The 19,334-nt window shown below is 43.6% G+C and carries 14 protein-coding genes, 1 CRISPR repeat array and 1 riboswitch; of the genes, 5 read left to right on the top strand and 9 right to left on the bottom strand.

Features of this window, described 5'->3' with window-relative positions:
• Window positions 1-126 precede the first annotated feature (126 nt).
• A CRISPR array of direct repeats spans window positions 127-885; the repeat unit is 37 nt; unit sequence ACTGAAGAGAGAAATCCATTAAAACAAGGATTGAAAC.
• Window positions 886-943: 58 nt separating this feature from the next.
• Window positions 944-1,831: a PHP domain-containing protein gene (locus SWH54_19580; protein MDY6793470.1), complete on the bottom strand. Its 888-nt coding sequence runs from the start codon at window positions 1,829-1,831 to the stop codon at window positions 944-946.
• Between the two features lie 142 nt (window positions 1,832-1,973).
• Entirely contained in the window at window positions 1,974-2,795 is an 822-nt protein-coding gene (locus SWH54_19585) for a putative molybdenum carrier protein (protein ID MDY6793471.1), read from the bottom strand.
• Window positions 2,796-3,419: 624 nt separating this feature from the next.
• Here SWH54_19585 and SWH54_19590 point away from each other — a divergent pair.
• Window positions 3,420-4,259, top strand: coding sequence for a rhomboid family intramembrane serine protease (locus SWH54_19590; protein MDY6793472.1), 840 nt, complete (start codon window positions 3,420-3,422; stop codon window positions 4,257-4,259).
• Window positions 4,260-4,264: 5 nt separating this feature from the next.
• Here the strand turns inward: SWH54_19590 and thiD are convergent, their stop codons facing one another.
• The 7 genes from thiD to SWH54_19625 all read right to left on the bottom strand — a co-directional run bounded on the left by thiD (window position 4,265) and on the right by SWH54_19625 (window position 13,748).
• The gene (thiD, locus tag SWH54_19595) at window positions 4,265-5,107 is read right to left on the bottom strand and encodes a bifunctional hydroxymethylpyrimidine kinase/phosphomethylpyrimidine kinase (GenBank protein MDY6793473.1); all 843 of its coding nucleotides are present in this window, start codon (window positions 5,105-5,107) and stop codon (window positions 4,265-4,267) included.
• Between the two features lie 380 nt (window positions 5,108-5,487).
• On the bottom strand, window positions 5,488-6,498 hold the full coding sequence (gene thiL / locus SWH54_19600; GenBank protein ID MDY6793474.1) for a thiamine-phosphate kinase: 1,011 nt from the start codon (window positions 6,496-6,498) through the stop codon (window positions 5,488-5,490).
• Window positions 6,495-7,139 (bottom strand): thiamine phosphate synthase, encoded by a 645-nt coding sequence (thiE, locus tag SWH54_19605; GenBank protein MDY6793475.1) that lies wholly within the window; start codon window positions 7,137-7,139, stop codon window positions 6,495-6,497. The genes thiL and thiE overlap by 4 nt, the downstream gene beginning before the upstream one ends.
• A gap of 15 nt (window positions 7,140-7,154) precedes the next feature.
• A complete protein-coding gene (gene thiM, locus SWH54_19610) occupies window positions 7,155-7,958 on the bottom strand; it encodes a hydroxyethylthiazole kinase (protein ID MDY6793476.1) in 804 nt (267 codons plus the stop codon).
• A gap of 101 nt (window positions 7,959-8,059) precedes the next feature.
• A riboswitch (TPP riboswitch) is annotated at window positions 8,060-8,153 on the bottom strand.
• 216 nt (window positions 8,154-8,369) lie between these two features.
• Window positions 8,370-9,281 (bottom strand): peptidase MA family metallohydrolase, encoded by a 912-nt coding sequence (locus SWH54_19615; GenBank protein ID MDY6793477.1) that lies wholly within the window; start codon window positions 9,279-9,281, stop codon window positions 8,370-8,372.
• Between the two features lie 126 nt (window positions 9,282-9,407).
• Complete coding sequence (locus tag SWH54_19620) at window positions 9,408-12,005, bottom strand: amino acid permease (protein ID MDY6793478.1); 2,598 nt, start codon at window positions 12,003-12,005, stop codon at window positions 9,408-9,410.
• 126 nt (window positions 12,006-12,131) lie between these two features.
• The gene (locus tag SWH54_19625) at window positions 12,132-13,748 is read right to left on the bottom strand and encodes a tetratricopeptide repeat protein (protein MDY6793479.1); all 1,617 of its coding nucleotides are present in this window, start codon (window positions 13,746-13,748) and stop codon (window positions 12,132-12,134) included.
• Window positions 13,749-14,280: 532 nt separating this feature from the next.
• On the opposite strand from SWH54_19625, the gene SWH54_19630 reads away from it, so the two are divergent.
• The 4 genes from SWH54_19630 (at window position 14,281) to SWH54_19645 (ending at window position 19,290) form a co-directional block, all read left to right on the top strand.
• Complete coding sequence (locus SWH54_19630; GenBank protein MDY6793480.1) at window positions 14,281-14,721, top strand: transcriptional repressor; 441 nt, start codon at window positions 14,281-14,283, stop codon at window positions 14,719-14,721.
• Window positions 14,722-15,195: 474 nt separating this feature from the next.
• Window positions 15,196-16,656 (top strand): catalase, encoded by a 1,461-nt coding sequence (locus SWH54_19635; protein MDY6793481.1) that lies wholly within the window; start codon window positions 15,196-15,198, stop codon window positions 16,654-16,656.
• 540 nt (window positions 16,657-17,196) lie between these two features.
• Window positions 17,197-18,009, top strand: a complete 813-nt coding sequence (locus SWH54_19640) for a mechanosensitive ion channel (protein MDY6793482.1) — start codon at window positions 17,197-17,199, stop codon at window positions 18,007-18,009.
• Window positions 18,010-18,141: 132 nt separating this feature from the next.
• Complete coding sequence (locus SWH54_19645; protein ID MDY6793483.1) at window positions 18,142-19,290, top strand: ABC transporter substrate-binding protein; 1,149 nt, start codon at window positions 18,142-18,144, stop codon at window positions 19,288-19,290.
• Window positions 19,291-19,334 lie beyond the last annotated feature (44 nt).

Genomic DNA, 19,334 nt, shown 5'->3' on the forward strand with positions numbered 1-19,334 from the left:
ACCTTTAACGAGTTGCCAATGCAAGTAAATTATGCATTTTCTGGAAAATCTTCGTTTTACTTCTATGCGATTTTACATCGTAAATTCAAACAGTTTTCAATTGTCGTTCAGACACTATTTAGTGCTACTGAAGAGAGAAATCCATTAAAACAAGGATTGAAACCTATTACCGCGAGAGGCTCGCATAAATGGTTTAACTGAAGAGAGAAATCCATTAAAACAAGGATTGAAACCGCATATATCTTTGCTATTACCCCTGGAGGCTCGCAACTGAAGAGAGAAATCCATTAAAACAAGGATTGAAACTGCCTACTCGCTTGGTATGGGATGATTGGGAGGAAACTGAAGAGAGAAATCCATTAAAACAAGGATTGAAACGATCAGGTGGAGTTATTTCAGGCTGATCAATAGGTACTGAAGAGAGAAATCCATTAAAACAAGGATTGAAACTTGGATTGCATGTGATGAAAGAGCTATTTAGTGCTGACTGAAGAGAGAAATCCATTAAAACAAGGATTGAAACCCTGCTCTACCTCAGTGCAATATGGCTCCGGTGGTACTGAAGAGAGAAATCCATTAAAACAAGGATTGAAACACTTTTAGAGTGTCTTAAATGATCGTATCTGTTTTGCTGAAGAGAGAAATCCATTAAAACAAGGATTGAAACCCGGCGATCCTGCTTTAAACAGCAGCTTTATTACAACTGAAGAGAGAAATCCATTAAAACAAGGATTGAAACTTTCTTTGGTGCCATGTGTTACCTCCTGTGGGTTTATACTGAAGAGAGAAATCCATTAAAACAAGGATTGAAACTTCCCCGTAATGTAGAAGGAAGTGTCTTGTTTCATACTGAAGAGAGAATTCCATCAAAATCGGTAACCCTCAATTTTTCAAGTGCGTTGTCAGATTTAGTCTGAACTGAACTAATTCAGCATAATATGCTTTAAATCGTCCTCCCATTAATTCTGCGTTTCACATTATCTTTCAGTCGTTTTGATTTCAAATTGATAACCGTATAGCCATATTTTAGATTCTTTTCCACAAGATCCGGATAATTTTTAAGACCTGTTCTGATTTTTCGGCCGTTGGATGTCATCTTTCTGAGCATGTTAATCTCTTTTCCGATGACTTTGTTCTTTCTTTTACTTACAGTATCCAGAAAGGCTTTCCTGGTATTTTTGCATTGAGCATAACTGACCACCTTACCTAAACAGACCAGGGTGTGGCCATCACTTCCGCCGGTAATGGCTTTATTCAGATTAAAACCAAGCAAAGCGCATTTTAAGTTCCATTTTTTGAGATTGCCTGAATTGATCACTTCAACCCCGTCAATCACTTTAAACAATCGGTCCAATCGTTCTTCCGGAAAATATGAGTTGTAAATTCCGGTAAAAACAGGGGAATAAGGATGTGGAAAAACCGTAACCGTTTTATATGCCCGGGCGCGTTTAATTATTTCTTCCATTTTCAGAGAAGTTGAGCTCATAATGGTATCACCCAGAAATGGTTTCACGTCGTGTTGATAAAAACGCTTCAGGCTGTTCACATCGTAAAAGTAGACCAGGATATGGGTCCCTTCTTTGGATGTGATTTCAATACCTGGAATGCTTAGAACATCTTTATAAGAATCGATTTCAACCGCCCCTTTGATTTCATTATGGTCGGTGATGGCGACTCCTATGCCCAGTTTTCCGGCCTGTTTAGCGATTTCTTTAATTGAGTTGTTCCCATCTGAATAATGGGTGTGAAAATGAAGGTCAACCACCGTATATTTCTTGGTTAGCTCAGAAAGATTTGGTTTTTTAAACTGAATTCTATTGCTCGTATCCATTGTTAAGTTTCTCGCAAAGGCTAAAGGTTCTCAAATAATAACCGCAACCAGCTGCTTTCTCCAGATTTTATTTTCGCTCTCGATGATGCCTGGTTTAATATCGGTAAAACAACCAAAAAACTTTAATCCTTTAAAGTTATCATTATTTCACGATTCGCAACACGTTTGCTTTTTTTTTCAGCTTTTTCCATAATTCTTTTATAATGATTAAAGCGGCATCCTCTTCCCTGAACCTGCCGGTTTGTGAAAGAAATCTACAGGATTTCAGAAGGTCCTGGTTTTCCTCTCCCAATTTAAATGTATCTTTGATACTTTTGCCAAGGGATAGTCTTAGATCGTTTAACTTTTCTTCCGGCATGTTCACCAATCTTGTTTTTTCCTTAAAGGAAAGCTCGGAAAGAAGTATATTCACTGCCCTGTCTACTGTCCTGGGAAGGTTGGATGTGGATAAGCTGCGACCATCATCGGTAGGAAATGGATCCGCCATGGAAAAGTCGATAATATCAAGATGTAAAACGGTTTCCAGAACTTCTCCAGCAGCCTGATAAATATTTGGATCATTGCTTTCTCTTGGGCCCGCAATATTCAACACCTCAATTTTATGTGTGTCGATCCAGCTTTTGATCTGTTCGGCGGCCTTAAAAGCAATGGTTTTATTCAAGTCTATATGGAGACACGGGCGATCATTTTTTTCAGCAATTTCCCCGGTTAATTTTGATCCCCCGGTAAGTTTTCCGCGTGAAATGATCAACGTGCCGTCCGCATCAATCACATTTTTTTCGGTTCTTTTAGAGTAACTTCTGTCAGGCAACTCCTGCAACAGGTATTTGCCAGGCAAAGGTCCCTTTTCAGTTTTTCGCCCTCTGGGCAACCAGCCTCCATACGGAATGCCCATTTTAATGGCCACATCAATCGCTGCCTGATCAACCCCTGTTTGCCCCCCTGAAATTATCTTTTTAATCATTCACACTCCGTACCAAATTTGACCGCCTATTATAATATTATTATATTCATTAAGCAACACAAAGATTTGTGATAATAAACCAGCAGCCCTCTTTTTAAACCAAAACTTGTTGTGTTTAGCAAAAGGATTATTTATGGTTGATGGCGTCGTAAAAAGTCGAATTTACCACAGAGAACACGGAGCTCACAGAGGTAACCAGTTAATAAAATAAGCTATTCTCTGTGCTCTCTGCGAGCTCTGTGGTGAAAAATGACATTTTACAACCCATTAAACGCTTATTAAAATACTTTTTACTCAAGTTTTGCACCCCTGATTTTTATTGCTGTTAAGACGGTAAGGGGTAAAAATAACATTTTTAAAGCGACATCAATTTCTTATATTTTGGAAATGGCACCCGGCGGGTCATCCAATAGGATCAGGCGCAAACAAGATATAACATATTCGATTGAATAAGGTATCAACCATCAATCTTATATTTATTAATTGGCGCCGTCGTTAAAATCACCGGCAGTATATTTCGCTTTTAAAATTTATTTTTATCCCTTACCGTCAATGGCTTTTAATAAACGAAAAGGTGCCAAACTTGAGTTTTTACTAATTCATCAATGTTAAGGTATGTCTATAATGAATCAAAAACGAAAATCGATCCTGTGTCCCAACTGCGGAAAGTTGATCAGCACGGATGAACTCAGGTGCCCTTATTGTGATATTCGCCGACCCGGTTCATGGCGGGCAAATAATTTTTTAACTAGGGGGCTGTTGAATACAGATCAACTCATCAAAATGGTTATCTATGTCAACGTCGGGATGTATGTCATTTCTCTGTTATTCAATCCGCTGTTAACCGGTTTTTCTCTCAACCCGCTCAGTTTTTTATCACCGGACAATAAAAGCCTTTTTCTTTTAGGCGCAACCGGAGCTTACCCGGTTGACCGGCTTGATCGCTGGTGGACACTCCTTTCGGCGAATTATCTCCACGGCGGAATTCTTCATATTCTTTTCAATATGTTTGCCTTCAAGCAGCTGGCTCCGCTGGTTGCACGGGAATTCGGTATCAGTCGCATGTTTATCATTTATACGGCAAGTGGAGTCATCGGTTACTGGATATCCTGCTTTTTCAATGTGTTATTTACTATCGGCGCTTCTGCATCGATATGCGGTTTGATCGGCGCCATGCTTTTCTACGGCAAAAGCAGGGGCGGGGTATACGGACAGGCCATTTACCGGCAGGTAGCTGGATGGGTAATTGGACTTTTTCTTTTCGGGTTCATTATTCCAGGCATAAACAACTGGGGACATGGCGGTGGAATTCTGGCAGGCATTCTGTTTGGCTTCATTCTGGGTTATCAGGAGAAAAAACCCGAACGCTCCGTTCATAAAACAATGGCAGTGATCTGTATCATCTTAACTATTGCTGTCCTAGTGTGGGCAATTGCTTCGGGTATTTACTACCGGTTTCAGTAAAAACGCTACTCCCAGAATTTATGGAAGTGGTGTACAGGACCATGGCCGTGGCCTATTTTATACTTTGAACCGGCACGAATGGCTTCATTGATATATGCTTTGGCCTTTCTCACAGCTTCTTCAATTCCACACCCTTTTGCCATACAGGAGGCAATGGCCGAAGAGAGTGTGCAGCCGGTTCCATGATTGTTTTTGGTCTTTATACGCTTTCCTTTCAGTACAACAAACCTGTCTTCTTTGGCAAGATACAGAAAATCACTACTGTCGTTGTCTTCAAGATGCCCGCCTTTTATAAGTACACTTCGGCTTCCGTATTCGGACAGATCTTTGGCTCCATTTTTTATATCCTTGAAATCGTGCAATTTACAATCCAGCAAAACCGATGCTTCAGGAAGGTTGGGCGTGACCACACTGGAAAGCGGCATCAGGTGTTTCTTAATCGCTTCAATTGCATTGTCTTTTAGCAGTTTATCACCACTTTGGGCCACCATTACAGGGTCCAAAACAATTTTATCGATCTTATACTGTTTCAATACCCGTGCGACTGTCTCGATCAATTCTGCGGAGTAAAGCATTCCGATCTTCACCGCATCCACACCGATATCAGAAAAAACAGCCTCCATCTGCTTTTCGGCAAAATCGGGCGGAACGGGTTGGATTCCTGTCACCCCTTTGGTATTTTGTGCGGTCAGGGCCGTAATCACAGACATGCCAAAGCAACCCATTGCGGCTATGGTTTTCAAATCCGCCTGTATGCCTGCCCCGCCTCCGCTGTCTGATCCGGCAATGGTGAGCACTTTGCGATATGTGCGACTTGTATTCTGATTATTGGAGTCTTTTTTATTCATTTGGCTATCCTTCCTACTCTTTTGGAGATAATCCCAATTAATTGAGGGGCCGGGAAGTTTTTTATCAAAAACTTTTTTAGTGACCTGTTTGTGTTTTAATGATTGTCAGCGGTTCGTCTGGGGAATAGCCCATTCGCCCGTACAAGACTTAACAATAATATCGAGAAACTGATGTACGGCAGCTATCTCGCTGAGATTAGATCTGAGCTAGCCCCAGTAGATAGATTTCCACGGCGGCGACGATCGTCTCTGCCTGTATGAGCTTCGCAGAGAATAGGGGGCGCGTACAAAGGACTATAATCATTTGTTAAGGTTTGTACGGGCGAATGGGCTATTCCCCAGACGAACGGTGCAGAAATTGAAAAACTCCCCGACCCCTCTTATTTTGATTTAAAATGATCCCACCCTTTTGGTTTAAATTTTTTTGCTCGGCCTGACGAATCGATGATTTCCATTTTCCCCGGGTCTGTGATCTTTCCGATTGAATAAAGGGGGCGGTTAAAGGCTTTTAGATATTTTTGGGCCACTGTATCGGCATGATCCGGAGACACGGTGCATAACAAAATATAATCTTCGCCGCCGGCAAGGGCAAATTCAACGGGATCAAACTCAAATCGGTTACAAAAATATTTCAGATTTGTTGAAACAGGGATTTTTTCAGCGTACAGGCTTACACCGACGTTGCTTTCCGTTGCGATGTGACCGATGTCGGAAGAAAGCCCGTCACTGACGTCTATTGCTGCATGCACACCGGTTTGAGATGCCAGAAAACGGCCCTCGCTTAAAAAAGGCCTTGGGAGAATATGCGAATGAAAAAGTTGTTTGAATTCCTTAGAATCAGCCGTTATATGATTCAGTATCAGATGCAGTCCTGCACGGCTGTCACCCAGAAAGCCGGTAGCGAAAATGATATCTCCGCGCCGTGCTGCATTTCTCAGGAGCAGTTCCTCCTTTGGAACACTCCCTGAAACAGAAATATTTATAATCAAGTCCTTCATGGAAAGAGTGGTATCGCCGCCAAGAATGTTGACATTAAATTTACCGGCCAAGTCTTTTATCCCACGGTAAACCTCTTCAAGAAAGTCGGTGGCGCAATCTTCAGGAATGGCAACACTGACAAACGCCTCTCTTGCGGTTGCCCCCATGGCGGCAATATCGCTCAAATTTACAGCCAGGGATTTATACCCCAGATTAAAACCGGTGGTGGCGTCGCGTATAAAATGGACCCGTTCAACCAGCAAGTCTGTGGTTACCACCGAAACAAGTCCGGTATCTGTAAAAAAGGCGGCCGCATCATCACCGATTGCCCTGATTACACGGTCAGGACGGATTAAACAGCCCTGACTGATCTTTTCGATAAAACCGAACTCTCCGATATCTTTTAACTTCATGGGATACGTGCCTGCTTGATAATATCACTTAATTCCTCAGCGGCTTTGCGAGGATCAGCTGCGGAAACAATGGCTGATACCACGGCAATTCCGCTGGCACCATTGATGATGACTTGGCCTGCGTTTTTTCTGTTAAGGCCACCGATGGCAACCTTGGGGATCTTTACCGCCAGGCTTATTTCCTTTAATCCCTCAAGACCAAGGGGTGGGGCTGTATCGGTTTTTGTCGGGGTTGAAAAAATCGGACTGACACCGATATAATCCGCACTGCCTTTTTCAGCTAAAATTGCATCCTCAACCGATTCGGCGGATATTCCGATAATCATTGAACCTTGCAGAATATCTCTTGCCATGGTCAATGGCATATCTGTCTGGCCAAGATGTACCCCGTCTGCTCCAATGGCCTGTGCCACATCCACCCGGTCATTAATGATCAGCGGTATATTATGTTTTTTTAGATACTGTTTGATGGATAAGGCTTCATGGATATATTCAAGCGTAGAACAGTTTTTTTCCCGCAACTGAACACAGGTGACTCCTCCGGCAACACCGGCTTTGACAATCTCAAGGGTGGATCTTCCCCGGGAAAGACCTCTGTCGGTGACAAGGTATAAAGAATAATCGATTGAGGCAATTTTCATTTTAATATTCCTCAATCATTCCTCAATTTGGCAGCCGGATTGCAGTTTTTCCGGGGTAATGAGATACAAGGCATCAAGCATCTTAATCATAAAACTCCCCGGTGCTTCTGCTTTTTCACCTGCTATCTCCCCTGCCATACCAAAGAAAGCCAGTGCGGTTGCCGTCGCGCTGAACGGGTCATCGTCCACCGCTAAAAATGCCCCGATCACTGCGGTTGCCGTGCATCCGGTTCCGGTCACACAGGACATAAGCGGGTGACCATTGGAAACACGTACTATACGGTCCCCATCGGTAATCAAGTCAACAGAACCTGTAATGGCTAAAGTGGTTTGCAAATCTTCGGCCAAGGTTTTGGCAGCATAAGAAGCATCTTCCACGCTGTGGATGGAATCAACGCCTTTGGTTTTTGATTCACTGTTTTTGAGTGATAGAATTTCCGATGCGTTTCCCCTGATCACGCTGATTTTGGTTTGATCAATAATTTTTTTGGCAGAGCTCGTCCTCAGTGATGTCGCTCCGGACCCAACCGGGTCGAGAACGATAGGCGTTTTCAGCGCGGTTGCTTTTCTCCCGGCTACAATCATTGAATCAATCCACTCATCGGTAAGTGTGCCGATATTGAGTACAAGTGCACCGGCAAAGGAGACCATTTGTTCGACTTCATTTGGGGCATGCGCCATCACCGGCGATGCACCCATGGCAAGAAGTACATTTGCCGTATAATTCATTACCACATAGTTGGTAATGTTGTGAATAAGCGGTTTTTTGTTTCTCACGGCATCCAGGTTTTTAGCCGCATTTAAAGCCAAGTTTTCCATGATTTTTCTCCTATCTTCTTTTACCGAGGAGAGACTGTAGATAGAATTTAGACCACAAAAAAAGCCGTTTTGCAAGGAAACGGCTTTGGGTGAATTTAGAAAATTCGTATGTGTCGTTTCCCTACGCTGGAATTATCCAGATCAGGTTCAAAGGGTGTAATCTCAGGCGTCTTGCAGCCACCCCGCTAGTTAAATTTTCTTTTTATATATCTCAAGCCCTAGCAAACCGGCACGTATAAGTCAAGAACTAAAATAACCGTTGGCACCATGTTGAAAAAGGAGAATCAAAGCATGACTGGAAGAGTTTATCCTTACGGATAATAAATATTCCTGCCAGCCGGTAATAAATCTTTACCAATACCCTGAAAACATACTACCTCCATATGTAACCAGAATCTGAAGCTGCTGGTTTTAATCCTCATCTTCATCTCTGTACTGATGTTTTTTAATTAAAAATCGGATAAACCCAATGACCGTTAACAATGCGCCGGAAAGAAACAGAAACTCATAAATATGGCCGGTCAGAAAAATAAACCAGGTGGTCGGCCTGTGTTGTCGCCTAATCCATTGATCTTCGATTTCTTCCGGTGAAGTATTCAGAGTTTCAGCAAATGCGGTGTGAATTTCATTTCCTTTTTGGAGATGGTGTAAAATTTCAAATATGCTGTGGTCGCCATACCGGTCTGAGATAAAATCCACCACACTCCGGCTTTCGGCATACGCCAGCATAAGGTTCTTTTTATCGGCGGGGAAGCGGTGATTTAGATCTCTCAAAGGTATATGGTTTCCCGACAGCAACGCCTCCTCAAAAATATACCGTTGCGGTGCTTCCAGCAACTCGGCCACGCCTTCACTAAGCCATTGAGCCACACCTTCGTCAAGCCACCGTGGCAGATGGGCACTCCTGATATGCCGGTGAAGAATCAGGTGGACCATTTCGTGCTTCAGGATTTGATCCAGCCGATGGGGGCGGATGTGCAGCCTGGAGCAGTCAATCACCATAAGATTTTCCGCCGGTGCTGCAAAGGCAACGATAAGCTTATTCCCGCTGAGTCGTTGAAAATATTCTTTATGCTGAATCAGGAACACGGTCGGTCTGAAAGGCATCTTCCAGCCAAAAGTTTTTTCCAAATTCGATTTGATAGGTGGATATATATGGACCACATCTTCGGCCATGCCTTTCAGCGGAGGTTCAAACCGGACCACCAATTCAGGGATAGATAGAAACTCCAGCTGAACCGCAAAAAGGGGTTGGGGCACCGGAGAACAAAAGATGATTAAAGAAATAAATAAAATTTTCTTTAGTTTATAGCTAGTTGTCATCAAGCAAAAATGTTAAATTTTTTTGGATTTTTTCACCACGTCTAACGGGTGACATTTTCATAAAAAATTGCGTCTCTGGCTTAGTGAAATGCTTTAGCCTTTGGCACCTCGAACCATCTTCTTCAACTAATCGGGAGAAGCGTCTTTCTTGTTGGGTTTTTCCACTTCAGGTTTTTCCGGCAAGACTCCGGCGGCTTCGGCTTCCAAAGCGGCTGTTTCGGCTTTAGCGGCCGCTTTGGCTGCTTTACGTGACATTTTGTTTGCCTGTTTTTCAGCATCTCTGGCTGTTTTTTCCGCTTTTGCTTGGAGATCTTCATTCACCCCGGCGGGATCCGCCATCAGATTTTCCGCATTGTCTTTTGCCCTTTCAGCAGATTCAATCGCTTTCTCGGCCTCTTTTTCAGCCGCCTGCGCCTTTTTCTCGGCGTCTTCCAGTGCATCTGACGCTTGTGCCATCTCAGCAGCTTTGCCTTCCTCCGGCTCGGCATCCAGATCGATGTCTTCGGCAGCCATAACCATCGCCACCACCGGCAAAAGAAAAATCGTACTCTCCATCGAATTGCCCAAAGGGTCCACCACCTGATTGTTCTTGATGCGAAATGGAAGAAAAACCACCGAAGAACCTGCTGAATACTCCGCGATGGTTTCGGCGCTGACATCCTCAACTATCTCCGGCTCAGCTTCAATACGTACTTCCTCCAGCATGGCCTTGAGGCTTTCAACTGATTGGTCGGCTTTTTGGTTGATATCGGCAGCCAGCAATCTGATCTTGGCTTCGTTCCACAGTTCATGCCGTGTCATCAAATAAGCAATCAGGAGCATCAGGCGACTGGTCGCATCACCCCACCACCAAATATCAATTTGCTTGGCGCTATCATCGGTTTCCTCAAGGGAAGTCCATTTATCTGTTTTCGCATCAAGAATGACAATATTGCAGCCATAAAAATGTGCCCAGCGAAGATTTTTACCAAAGTCCTCGTCAGTTAAGCTTAGAATTTTTTTAGCTACCTGGCCAAGCCAGTTGAGAATAATCGTGTTGGCTTTTAAAGATCCCACCCCGTATGCTTGAACCACAGCCTGGATACCGATTTGATGATTTGGGGCTGCAACCACAAGGGGAAACGCACGGGCACCGTGTTGAATAATATCCCGTTGAAGCTGTGCCTGAGCTTCCTCTTTCATCTTTCGCATTTTCAATCCCTGGCCTTCAAGAATTCGCACGGCGGTGGTTATCCCGCTGCCACCTTCAATCCAGGAGGAAAAGCGAAGAAGTTGAGCACGGCGCTCAGGATTATTTGAAAAAGCCAGGATCTGTGGACGCCAGTAGCGCGGATGTTCCGGCTCTTCGGCGGCAGCCAACAAATGCTCCCTGGCAAGCTGAAGGTGATATGATCTGCGGCTGTCTGCCCAACGTGAAGGGCCGGCGGTTCGCTTAAGGTATTGAAAAATAGCAAACAACACTGCAACGGCGACGATTCCGGCATAAAGACCAACCGCCAGCATGGTGCCCAGGCACGCCAATGCCCCGACCAAACTGATCCATTTATTAAAATAGCGAAACCGGGGACGAAACGATGGGCTGGCCGAACGCGCCTCATAATAGGTGGCATAATTTAAAAGACCGTAGGAAATTAAAAAAAACATGGAAACGACCGGAGCAATCAGATTAAGACGCCCGTAAGCGATGGTTATGTAAGCAATACAGGCAGCCAGTAAAACGCCTCGTCTCGGATTTTCGGCAGGTCCTGAGCCTTTTGCAAACATTACCAGAAATGGAAAAGTCCGGTCACCGGCCAGTGATTGCAGAATACGCGGAGCACCCAGGAAAGAAGCCATGGCAGAAGACAAAGTGGCCGCAATCACACCGGCGGTAACAAGGAAGTCTATAACGGCCACCTTTTTCATTGCACCGTAATCGCTCATCATGATATCAGCCGGCAGTGCAGCAGCAAATATCACTGCGGATAGAATATAAACGACGATGGATACACCCACGGCCGTGAATGTACCACGTGGCAAGCTTTTCCCCGGATCCCTTAAATCTCCGGACATGCTCACCCCCTGGGTAAAGCCGGTGACCGCCGGGAAAAAAATAGCAAACAATACCCAGAAACCCAGGTTCGATTGCGGTGAAGCCCAGTTTTGGATCAACCGGGCAGTATCCCATCTGACAAATCCGCCGATAAAGAATGAAAGGATGGCTGCAGCCAGGATACCCATAACCACATATTGAAATTTTGTTGCCCAATCCGCTCCCAGCCAGGCGAAGATAAATAAAAAAGAAACCGCCAAGGCGGCAATAATTTGAGGAAGAATACTGGAATTATTCGGCAGCAATGCGGCCAAGGCCTCGCCGAATCCGAGGCAATAAAACGCAATGGAGACCGCCTGGGCCAGAAAAACAACAATGCCGATGGCACCGCCGAATTCAAGCCCGAGGGTACGGGAAATCAGGTAATAATCGCCACCGCCTTTAACTTTAAGATTGGTGGAAATGGCGGAAAGGGAAACGCTGGTCAATACTGAAATACCATTGGCCAAAAGCAATATAACCAGGGTAAGGCCCAGACCGGCATTACCGACCACATAACCCAGTCGAAGAAATAGAATGATACCCAGGATAGTTAAAATGCTTGGGGTGAATACACCGGCAAATGTACCCAGCGTGCCTTTGGTTCCAGAAGTGCCGGATTTGTTATTCGGGATTGCAACATTGGTTTTCATAACTGGTTAGAAAGTAGCTCCTCTGTCAAGTCTTGAGATTAGAGGGTTCGGATTGGGTAAGCCGACCATGAGCTCTCTTTGTATTTTGTTATTTGAAATTACCGTTTTAAGTGATGTGTTTTTCAGCTATAATCTTGCTTTCAAACTTTCATATCGTCTACAAGCCTCTTTGTTTCCCAAACCACAGGATTTTTCCAAATCGTGCAATGCTCTTTCAAAATCTTTATTATGATAGTACGTACCGGCTCTTTCAAGATATGCTGTGGCATGATCGGGTTCCAGTTCAAGAAATCTGTTCCAGTACTCGATTATTCTACTCCACTGTTTTTCTTTGGCGAGGATATAATCCACCATTCGATATGACTCAAAATGATGAGGATTAATTTCTATGACACGATTAAAATCTGATAATGCGGATTGGAAATCTTCTAATTGAAAAAAGGCAACACCTCGCCAGTAATAGGATTCAAAATTGTCATTATCGAAATCAATGGACAAGTTATAATTCTCAAAAGCCGCATCATTATCTGTTTTAATCAGCCTATAACCTTTATTTAATAGTTTTTTAGATGCCCACTCTTTCCATTTTATGGTTGAAGGATCACCGGGTCTTAAAAGCTCCGCTGTACGCAGATCTTCCAAGGAATCACTATAGTTACCCTTGGCAAAATATATTCTGGACCGCATTCGATAAATTTTATCTATTACAGGGCGAAGTTCAATACATCGATTAATATCTTCAAGAGCACTATCATACTCCTTTAAGTCAAAATGATAAATCTTTACCCGCTCATAATAAATCGACCATTGGTCACCAAATGTAAGGGCTTTCGTTAATAGATCTATTGCTCTTTTATATCTCTTATTGCGTCTATTCATTCTACTTCTATCGTAGTATATTAAGCCATATAACGCGGTGAGTTCCGGATTAATAGCGGAATATTTTTCAGCTTGTTTTGCGATGTCTTCCATATCTTTATAGCTTCCACCCCATCGCGGTTGTTTCGCCCAGGCACCGACATATCTGACAAGAAAAGAATGGGGAAATAACGCTGTGGCGTTTTCAATCGTTTCGTCTTCAGCCGCATCATTTCCGGTAGCGTTATAGATATTTATTAATAGATTATAGCCTACCATTAAATCAGGGTTGATTTTAAGTGCTATTTTAAGATTTTCCTCCGCCTTTGAGAAATAGAATCGCATCCCTTCAAATTGTTCTTTCGATGTCTCTTTTTTAAATTTATACCCCCTGCTCTCCCAGCCTTTTGCACAATAATAATTTGCAAGAGCAAGGTAGGGCTGATATTTGTCAGGGGAATTGTTTATCCACTTTACAAAGAGTGCTTCGTACAAAGAATCAGTCAAATAAAAGGTGCGATAGGCATCATAAACCTTATATTCATCGGTTTGATCTTCTGTAAAACAATGCTGATATTTTTTCAAAACAGCATTGAGCCGCTCAAACTCATGATTTTGGAGCATATCTCTCAGGTTAATTATTTGTGCTATGTCGATGGTTTCTTTTGCTTCTGTTAGGATGGGAAGGTCTTTCAATGGCTTTGTTACTTCATAACCTTTACTGCCGAATACCTGTTTTAAATATGACCGCGGGTTAATATATTTAACGGCCACAATGGTAGAAAATACCAGCACCCCGATAACAATCATACTTAAAAATATAGAGCCGAAAATACTGTTCTCATTTTTATCAAACTGATTTTGATGGTCATCAACAGGTTGCATGTTTTTATTATCCTTTTTTTATTGCCTGAATTCAATACCTATTTAGATACAAAAATAGATTTTTTATAAATTTTCATGTCTGACTGGGCACAACCAAGCATGAAACCTAAGGTTCAACCGGGGAATAGCCTATTGGCCCGTTACCAGACATACCAATCTTATCTAGAAATGAAGGTACGGCAGCTATCTCGCTTCAATTAGATTTGAGCCAGCCCCAGGGGACAGAATCCCACGGCGGCGTTGATCGTCTCTGCCTGTATGGATTTAACTGAGAAGATAGGGGGTGTGTCACATACCGCTCTCATTTGTTAAGTCTGGTAACGGGCCAATAGGCTATTCCCCGGTTGAACCGAGCTAAGATTGAAAAACGATTGTTTGTTTCTAATGAATATTGATAAAAATTTGCTTGACAAGTGATAGTGAATATTTTATTTTTCATTGGAAAATGATTCTCTATTAATACTGAATATCTAATTCTAGCTAAAAGCGCTTAACTGTGAAAAATCTTTGCTCCGAGCTGAAAAGAGTATCCATGGCTGATCCCAAAATCCGTCTCAATCAGATGCTTGCCAAGTTAAGAAAACAGGACTATCGGATCACCCCGCAGCGGTTGGCCGTGCTTAAGATTCTTGCCAGCAGCAAAGGTCACCCCGGAGTGGAACAAATCTATGAGCAAGTAGTCAAGGATTTTCCTACAACAAGTTTAGCCACTGTTTATAAAACATTAACGCTTATGAAAGAAATAGGGGAGGTATGGGAAATCGGCTTTCCCGAAGGCAGTAACCGCTATGATGGCAATAAACCATATCCTCACCCGCATTTGATTTGCGTTAAATGCAAGAAAATTATCGATCCGGACCTTGCCACCTTAAGCGATATGACCCAGGAATTGGAGCAAGATACCGACTTTCGTATTTTAAACCACCGCCTTGATTTTTTTGGCATCTGCCCTGGCTGCCGGAAGAGAAAGTAGTTTTAGACAGATAAATTTTTTTGGCCTTTAATAAATAATCATTATTAATAGATAAAATATATTTTTAAAAAATTTTAGTGCACAGGGTAATCAGAAATAGCCACAAGAATACATTGAGTATGCCGAAGTATAAAATTTGCGTCTGTCGGAGAAAAACGTACATCCCACTCATTGGGGACCCAGATATCGGGAAAATAAGCACAGGCTTTGAAAGGGAACGTTTTGAAATGGGTGCAGAAAACTTTCATCAGATTTGAGGCATAAAGATCAATACTCACACTTTAAATAGGAGGAATTGAACATGAATCCTATCAAACGCAAAGAAAAAAAGAATTGAGAAAATATAACATTTACCACCGTCTTTGGAATACCGGTCGGTGACGATCAGAACAGTCAGACCGACGGTGAACGCAGGCCTATCCTTATACAAGATGTTTAACGTTACAAAACAAAAATTTGAAAGGAGAAAAAATCATGAAAGACAAAAACAAGAAATTGACCACCAATGCAGGTGCTCCCGTACCTGACAATCAGAATGTGATGACTGCCGGGCATCGCGGCCCGCAGTTGCTTCAAGATGTCTGGTTCCTGGAAAAACTCGCCCACTTTGATCGTGAGGTCATCCCTGAAAGACGCATGCATGCCAAAGGATCCGGGGCTTATGGAACCTTCACTGTCACTCACGACATCACCCAATACACCAAGGCAAAAATTTTCTCTGAAATCGGAAAGAAGACCGAACTTTTCACACGTTTCTCAACGGTGGCAGGTGAACGTGGCGCGGCAGACGCGGAGCGTGATATCCGTGGATTTGCCGTAAAATTCTACACCGAAGAGGGCAACTGGGACCTGGTGGGTAATAACACGCCCGTCTTTTTCCTGCGCGATCCACTCAAATTCCCAGACCTCAACCACGCAGTGAAGCGAGATCCTCGAACTAACCTGCGCAGCGCCCTCAATAACTGGGACTTTTGGACATCACTCCCGGAGGCACTGCACCAAGTCACAATAACCATGAGCGACCGCGGTATTCCCTGCTCCTATCGCCACATGCACGGCTTTGGTAGTCATACTTTCAGCCTCATCAACGCGCAAAAAGATAGGTACTGGGTCAAATTCCATTTCGTCTGTCAACAGGGCATCAAGAACCTTACCGATGCTGAGGCCGAGGCCATCATAGGCAAGTGCCGGGAAAGCCACCAGCGCGATCTCTATGAAAGCATTGAAAAGAAAGACTTTCCGAAGTGGAAGCTTTTCATCCAGGTCATGCCGGAGAAAGAAGCGGCTAACTGCCCATACAATCCGTTCGACCTCACAAAGGTATGGCTCAAAAAGGACTACCCGCTAATTGAGGTCGGTATTATGGAGCTGAATCGCAACCCTGAAAACTATTTTGCTGAAGTCGAACAGTCCGCCTTCAACCCGGCCAACAACGTACCAGGTATTGGTTTTTCACCCGATAAAATGTTACAGGGCCGCCTGTTCTCGTACGGTGATGCCCAGCGTTATCGGCTCGGGGTGAACCACCACCTGATTCCGGTCAATGCATCGCGCTGCCCATTCCACAGTTACCACCGTGATGGCGCCATGCGAGTTGATGGCAACCATGGCAGCTCTCTCGGCTATGAGCCTAATAGCTACGGTGAATGGGAACAGCAGCCAGAGTTTTCAGAACCACCTCTCAGTCTGGATGGGGCTGCCGATCATTGGAACCATCGTGAGGACGACGATTACTACTCCCAGCCCGGCTTACTTTTCCGCCTGATGAGCCCTGAACAGCAAGAAGCTCTCTTTGCCAACACCGGCCGTGCCATGGACGATGCTCCCGATGAGATTAAGATCCGCCATATTGGTAACTGCATGAAAGCCGATCCGGCTTATGGAAAGGGCGTGGCCGACGCTTTGGGCATTTCGCTTGATGATATACCCAAATAGTAATTGAGGCGTTGAACCTTAAAGTCAATGGTGTGGATTGTTTGGCCTGGATGAGCCCGGAAGAAAGGGCCGTGCAGCAAGAAAATAATGCAATGACTATTGCCATGCCTGGCTTCCATGAAAATAGCATGGCTGACATTAATCAGTAAAAGCCTTTCCTTTGATCAAAGTCGTTTCTTTCACAGCGAAAGTCTTTATTCAAAGGCTACATAATAGATTAAATAAAATTTTCTATATTCTGATGGTGAGACCTTTGAAAATAGTAACTTTCAAAGGTCTCATACCGTTACTCACCCAAAAGCCTTATGCAGTCTTTGTTTTTTTCCTCAACCGCTTCCCACAGCTTCTTGACCTTTATCCATTTGGTAAGGTTCGCTTCCTAAAAGTGGCTTGTTAGCCTTTCTTATATTTGATTGCCCATATTCCGGGATGCCAATTATAATTCAAGTTCCCCATTAAACTTCATTGACATACAATTTGTATGGTTTAGTATAAAGAAACTTTAACAGTTAAACGACATAAAGTTAAAAGGAGGAGCAAATGGACAACATTGTAAATCAACTCATATCTTTTATAACCACCTATGGAATAAAGGTGATCGGTGCAATTATCATTCTGATTGCCGGACGTATTGCTGCCGGAATTGGACAAAAGGCGGTAACAAAGGTGCTGGAGAAATCCAAAACAGATTCTGCAGTGGTCTCGTTCGTTGGGAGCATGATCTATTTCCTTATTTTAACCTTTGCAGTGCTTGCCGCGTTAGCAAAATTCGGCATCCAGACTGCATCCTTTGTGGCGATTCTTGGTGCGGCAGGTTTTGCCATTGGATTTGCCCTGCAGGGATCGCTGGCTAATTTTGCTGCAGGCGTCCTTATTTTAGTACTGCGCCCTTTTAAAGTGGGAGATTACATTGATGGTGCAGGAGTGGCCGGCACGGTTAAAGATATTCAGCTCTTTACCACTGTTTTGGCTACTCCGGATAATATTAAAATTATGGTACCCAACGGCAAACTCTTCGGGGACACCATCAAAAACGTTTCCGCCTTTGACACCAGAAGGGTAGACATGGTAATCGGTATTGGGTATACCTCGGACATTCAAAAAGCCTATGATTTGCTGATGGATCTGATGAATGAAGATACCCGTGTACTTTCCGACCCCCCTGTCACTGTTGCGGTTTCAGAGCTGGCCGATTCGAGTGTTAATTTTGTCGTACGTCCCTGGGTAAAAAAAGAAGAGTACTGGGGTGTTAAATTTGATCTGACACGCAGGATTAAAGAATCCTTTGATGAAAACGGAATTGAGATTCCTTTTCCCCAGCAGGTGGTACATATGATGACAGAAACTGTGTAATAATAAGAAAAACCGTAGCGAAAGTCGATTAGAGTTACTTCTTTTGTTTGAATATTTCAGGCGTCTGAAGAATAGGTTCAACATTCATTATAAATCTTTTCGCATTAAGCTGATTTTAAGGAGGGATATTCAATGGGTAGATATTTCAAAGGAATGTTCCTGAATAAGCTGTCACTTGGATGCCTTTTGTTTTTTTTAATCGCTCCCTGTGCTTCGAAAGCATCCCAACCGATTAAGCTGGCGGTTATTATGTCCCAAACCGGCATAGCCATTGACCAAAACCAGCCAGCAATCAGAGGTGCACGGTTGGCCATTGATGAAATCAACGACCGGGGAGGCGTTATCGGCCACCCGGTGGAAATGATTTTAATAGACAACCAGAGTTCACCGCTTCGATCAAAAGTAGCCGCACAGGAAGCTGTAAAACGCAATGTCACGGCAGTAATCGGTGCGATATGGAGCTCCCACTCACTGGCCATGGCCGATGTTTTGCAAAAAGCAAAAATACCGATGATCACGCCGGCTTCCACTAAACCGGAAGTCACCCGGAAAGCCGATTATATCTTTCGCGCCTGTTTTATTGATTCCTTCCAGGGAAAGGTCATGGCAAAATTCGCCTATGCGGACCTGGAAGCCCGTGCCTGCGTTGTAATGGGAAACCTTAATGAAGAATATAGCCTGACATTGATGAAATACTTCGAAACTTTTTTTAAACATATGGGCGGAAAGGTTCTTTACCATGCAACCTATAAAGGAAAGGCCGTTGATTTTAAAGACATTTTAAGAAAGGCAAAAAGATTCCACCCGGATGTTTTCTTTATTCCGGGCTACGCCAGAGATTCCGGATTGCTGATCAGACAGGCAGTCAAAATGGGTATCAAGACGACCTTTTTGGGTTGTGATGGATGGGATGGCCCCATATATAAGTATGCAGGGCACACCATAAATGAGAGCTATTTTTCAAACCATTGGCATCCTGAGGCTCGATTTGCCAACAGCCGACATTTTTTAAAGCTCTATCAGGACAAGTATGGCATTAAAGATGTCATGGTAACTGCCCCATTGACTTATGATGCGGTTATGCTTTTAGCCGATGCAATCGGTCGTGCCGACTGTTTGGAAAGAGAAAAAATTCGAAATGCACTGGCCGAAACAAAAAACTTTCAAGGATCCACCGGTACCATCACCTTTGACCAAAACGGAGATCCAAAGAATAAGGAGGCCAGCATTATCAAATGTGAAAAGGGAAAGTTTGTTTTTGTGAAACCGGTGAAACCGTAAGCTTTATTTAAAAACAGTTCGTTGGGCAAAATTTTGAGACCAAT

Source organism: Thermodesulfobacteriota bacterium (genome assembly GCA_034189135.1).
Lineage (GTDB): Bacteria > Desulfobacterota > Desulfobacteria > Desulfobacterales > JAUWMJ01 > JAUWMJ01.

Coding starts and splice junctions, on each gene's coding strand:
- thiL (MDY6793474.1), bottom strand. CDS start 6,498: ATGAAGTTAAAAGATATCGGAGAGTTCGGTTTTATCGAAAAGATCAGT.
- SWH54_19640 (MDY6793482.1), top strand. CDS start 17,197: ATGGACAACATTGTAAATCAACTCATATCTTTTATAACCACCTATGGA.
- SWH54_19625 (MDY6793479.1), bottom strand. CDS start 13,748: ATGCAACCTGTTGATGACCATCAAAATCAGTTTGATAAAAATGAGAAC.
- SWH54_19630 (MDY6793480.1), top strand. CDS start 14,281: ATGGCTGATCCCAAAATCCGTCTCAATCAGATGCTTGCCAAGTTAAGA.
- thiE (MDY6793475.1), bottom strand. CDS start 7,139: ATGAAAATTGCCTCAATCGATTATTCTTTATACCTTGTCACCGACAGA.
- thiM (MDY6793476.1), bottom strand. CDS start 7,958: ATGGAAAACTTGGCTTTAAATGCGGCTAAAAACCTGGATGCCGTGAGA.
- thiD (MDY6793473.1), bottom strand. CDS start 5,107: ATGAATAAAAAAGACTCCAATAATCAGAATACAAGTCGCACATATCGC.
- SWH54_19615 (MDY6793477.1), bottom strand. CDS start 9,281: ATGACAACTAGCTATAAACTAAAGAAAATTTTATTTATTTCTTTAATC.
- SWH54_19645 (MDY6793483.1), top strand. CDS start 18,142: ATGGGTAGATATTTCAAAGGAATGTTCCTGAATAAGCTGTCACTTGGA.
- SWH54_19635 (MDY6793481.1), top strand. CDS start 15,196: ATGAAAGACAAAAACAAGAAATTGACCACCAATGCAGGTGCTCCCGTA.
- SWH54_19590 (MDY6793472.1), top strand. CDS start 3,420: ATGAATCAAAAACGAAAATCGATCCTGTGTCCCAACTGCGGAAAGTTG.
- SWH54_19585 (MDY6793471.1), bottom strand. CDS start 2,795: ATGATTAAAAAGATAATTTCAGGGGGGCAAACAGGGGTTGATCAGGCA.
- SWH54_19580 (MDY6793470.1), bottom strand. CDS start 1,831: ATGGATACGAGCAATAGAATTCAGTTTAAAAAACCAAATCTTTCTGAG.
- SWH54_19620 (MDY6793478.1), bottom strand. CDS start 12,005: ATGAAAACCAATGTTGCAATCCCGAATAACAAATCCGGCACTTCTGGA.